Origin of the sequence: Actinotalea ferrariae, assembly GCF_019733465.1 — a bacterium.
GTDB lineage: Bacteria > Actinomycetota > Actinomycetes > Actinomycetales > Cellulomonadaceae > Actinotalea > Actinotalea ferrariae_A.
Genome location: NZ_JACVQL010000330.1, coordinates 1 through 3,372, shown reverse-complemented (window position 1 = coordinate 3,372; position 3,372 = coordinate 1). Strand labels below are relative to the sequence as shown.

General features: G+C 71.7%; 2 protein-coding genes. Both read left to right on the top strand.

The features are described 5' to 3' along the window. The coding region (locus ICW40_RS19120; protein ID WP_221655577.1) for a DMT family transporter at positions 1-553 on the top strand (553 nt) is incomplete at its 5' end. A 128-nt stretch (positions 554-681) separates the two neighbouring features. Beyond that, on the top strand, positions 682-3,372 hold a 2,691-nt coding region (secA, locus tag ICW40_RS19115), incomplete at its 3' end, for a preprotein translocase subunit SecA (RefSeq protein ID WP_308121915.1).

Genomic DNA, 3,372 nt, shown 5'->3' with positions numbered 1-3,372 from the left:
GCGCGTGGTCGCGGCGACGGCGCTCGCGGTCGCCGGCCTGGTGCTGCTGGTCGCCCCCGACCTGGCCGCAGCGCCGGCGGGGGCGAGGCCGACGGGCGGGGGAGGGCTCGCAGGACCGCTGCTCGCGCTGCTCGCCGCCGCGACCTTCGCGGGCGTCACGCTGGTGAACCGGCGACCGGTCGCGGGCCTCGCCCCCGTGGCCATGACGGGCGTGTCGTTCGTGCTCGGCGGGCTCGTGCTGCTGCCGTGGGCCCTCCTCGGCGGACCGCCCACCCTCGGGCCGGGCACGGCGCCGGACGCCGGCCGCGTGGTCGCGCTCGTGGTGTTCCTCGCCGTGGTGCCGACGGCGGCCGCGTGGGCCGCCTACTTCACCGGCCTCCGAGGCGTCCCGGCGACGACGGCGTCGCTCGTGGCGCTGCTCGAGCCGCTGACGGCGGCGGTCGGCGCCGCCGTGCTGCGCGGCGAGCGGATCGGCCCGACCGGGCTGCTCGGCGCCGTCGCGCTCGCGGCCGCGACCCTGGCGGTGCGCCCACGTCGCGGCGGACGCACCTGACGGGCACGAGCCTCGCCTACGATGGATGTCGGTCTGTGTCGACCGTCCCGCCGGCCCCGCCGTCGGTGGCAGTCGTCCCACCGGCCCGCGCCGCCCGGCGTGGGCCACTGAGGAGTCTGGAGCAACGCGTGCCGTCGATCCTCGACAAGGTCCTGCGGATGGGCGAAGGCCGCATCGTCAAGCGGCTGAGCGGTCTGGCGGACCAGGTCAACGCCCTGGAGGAGAGCTTCGGCGCGCTGAGCGACGCCGAGCTCCGCGAGGAGACGGACCGCTTCAAGGCCCGGCTCGCCGAGGGCGAGACGCTCGACGACCTGCTCCCGGAGGCGTTCGCCGCCGTGCGCGAGGCCGCCAAGCGGACGCTCGGCCACCGGCCCTACGACGTCCAGCTCATGGGTGGCGCCGCCCTGCACCTCGGCAACATCGCCGAGATGAAGACCGGTGAGGGCAAGACGCTCGTCGCGACGCTGCCCGCGTACCTCAACGCGCTGACCGGCAAGGGCGTGCACGTCGTCACGGTCAACGACTACCTCGCGGGCTACCAGAGCGAGCTCATGGGCCGCGTCTACCGCTTCCTCGGCCTGACCACGGGCTGCATCCTGTCGGGCCAGAAGCCGGCCGAGCGGCGCGAGCAGTACAACGCGGACATCACGTACGGCACGAACAACGAGTTCGGCTTCGACTACCTGCGCGACAACATGGCGTGGAAGCCCGAGGAGCTCGTCCAGCGCGGCCACCACTTCGCGATCGTCGACGAGGTCGACTCGATCCTCGTGGACGAGGCCCGCACGCCGCTCATCATCTCGGGCCCCGCGTCCGGCGACTCGAACAAGTGGTACGGGGAGTTCGCCAAGGTCGCGCAGCGCCTCGTGCGCGAGACGGACTACGAGGTCGACGAGAAGAAGCGCACGGTCGGCGTGCTCGAGCCGGGCATCGCCAAGGTCGAGGACTACCTCGGGATCGAGAACCTCTACGAGTCGCTCAACACGCCGCTCATCGGGTTCCTCAACAACGCGCTCAAGGCCAAGGAGCTCTTCAAGAAGGACAAGGACTACGTCGTCATGAACGGCGAGGTCCTCATCGTCGACGAGCACACGGGCCGCATGCTCGCCGGCCGGCGCTACAACGAGGGCATGCACCAGGCGATCGAGGCGAAGGAGGGCGTGGCCATCAAGGCCGAGAACCAGACGCTCGCCACGATCACGCTGCAGAACTACTTCCGGCTCTACGACAAGCTCTCCGGCATGACGGGCACGGCCGCGACCGAGGCCGCCGAGTTCCAGAGCACGTACTCGCTCGGCGTCGTGCCGATCCCCACGAACCGGCCGATGCAGCGCGTCGACCAGCCCGACCTCGTCTACAAGAACGAGGAGGGCAAGTTCACCGCGGTCGTCGACGACATCGTCGAGCGCCATGCGGCGGGTCAGCCGGTCCTCGTCGGCACCACGAGCGTCGAGAAGAGCGAGCTCCTCTCGCGCCTGCTCAAGAAGCAGGGCGTCCCGCACGAGGTCCTCAACGCGAAGCAGCACGCGCGCGAGGCCTCGATCGTCGCCCAGGCCGGCCGCAAGGGCGCCGTGACGGTCGCGACCAACATGGCCGGCCGCGGCACCGACATCATGCTCGGCGGCAACGCCGAGTTCATGGCCGTCGCCGCGCTCGCCGCGAAGGGCCTCGACCCGGCCGAGCAGCCGGAGGAGTACGAGGCCGCGTGGCCGGCCGCGCTCGAGGACGCCAAGGCGGCGGTGGCCGCGGAGCACGAGGAGGTCGTCGAGCTGGGCGGCCTCTACGTGCTGGGCACGGAGCGGCACGAGTCGCGCCGCATCGACAACCAGCTGCGCGGACGCTCGGGCCGTCAGGGCGACCCGGGCGAGTCCCGGTTCTACCTGTCGATGGCGGACGACCTCATGCGCCTGTTCAACGCGGGCCTCGCCGAGTCGATGATGAGCCGCGCGGGCTTCCCGGACGACATGCCGCTCGAGTCGAAGATGGTCTCGCGCGGCATCCAGAGCGCGCAGGCGCAGGTGGAGTCCCGCAACTTCGAGATCCGCAAGAACGTCCTCAAGTACGACGACGTCCTCTCGCGCCAGCGCTCGGTCATCTACGCCGAGCGGCGCCGCGTCCTCGAGGGCGAGGACATGCACGAGCAGATCCAGCACTTCGTCTCGGACGTCGTCACCGCGTACGTCGACGGCGCGACCTCCGAGGGCACCCCGGAGACGTGGGACCTCGAGGGCCTGTGGACCGCGCTGCGCGCGATCTACCCGGTCTCGATCGAGCCCGACGAGGTCGTCGAGGAGGCGGGCGGCGCCACGCGCGTGACCCGCAGCCTGCTGCTCGAGGAGCTGCTCTCGGACGCCAAGCACGCGTACGAGGCGCGCGAGGAGCAGATCGGCTCGGAGAACATGCGCCAGCTCGAGCGCCGCGTCGTGCTCTCGGTGCTCGACCGCAAGTGGCGCGAGCACCTCTACGAGATGGACTACCTCAAGGACGGCATCGGCCTGCGCGCCATGGCACAGCGTGACCCGCTCGTCGAGTACCAGCGCGAGGGCTTCCAGCTGTTCAACGCGATGACCGAGGCCATCAAGGAGGAGTCGGTCACCTTCCTCTTCAACCTCGAGGTCAAGGTCGCCGAGCCGGCGCCCGCGGACCAGGGCGTGACCTTCAAGGACGAGCTCCCCACGGACGACGGCGCGTCCGCGCCCGTGCAGGACGACGTGCCGGACGTCCAGGACGCCGCGCCCGGCGGCTCCGACGGCGCCCCGGCGCAGGACGGCGACGGCCGTGGCACCGACGGCAGCCCCGCGGTGTCCGCGCCGGCGGCC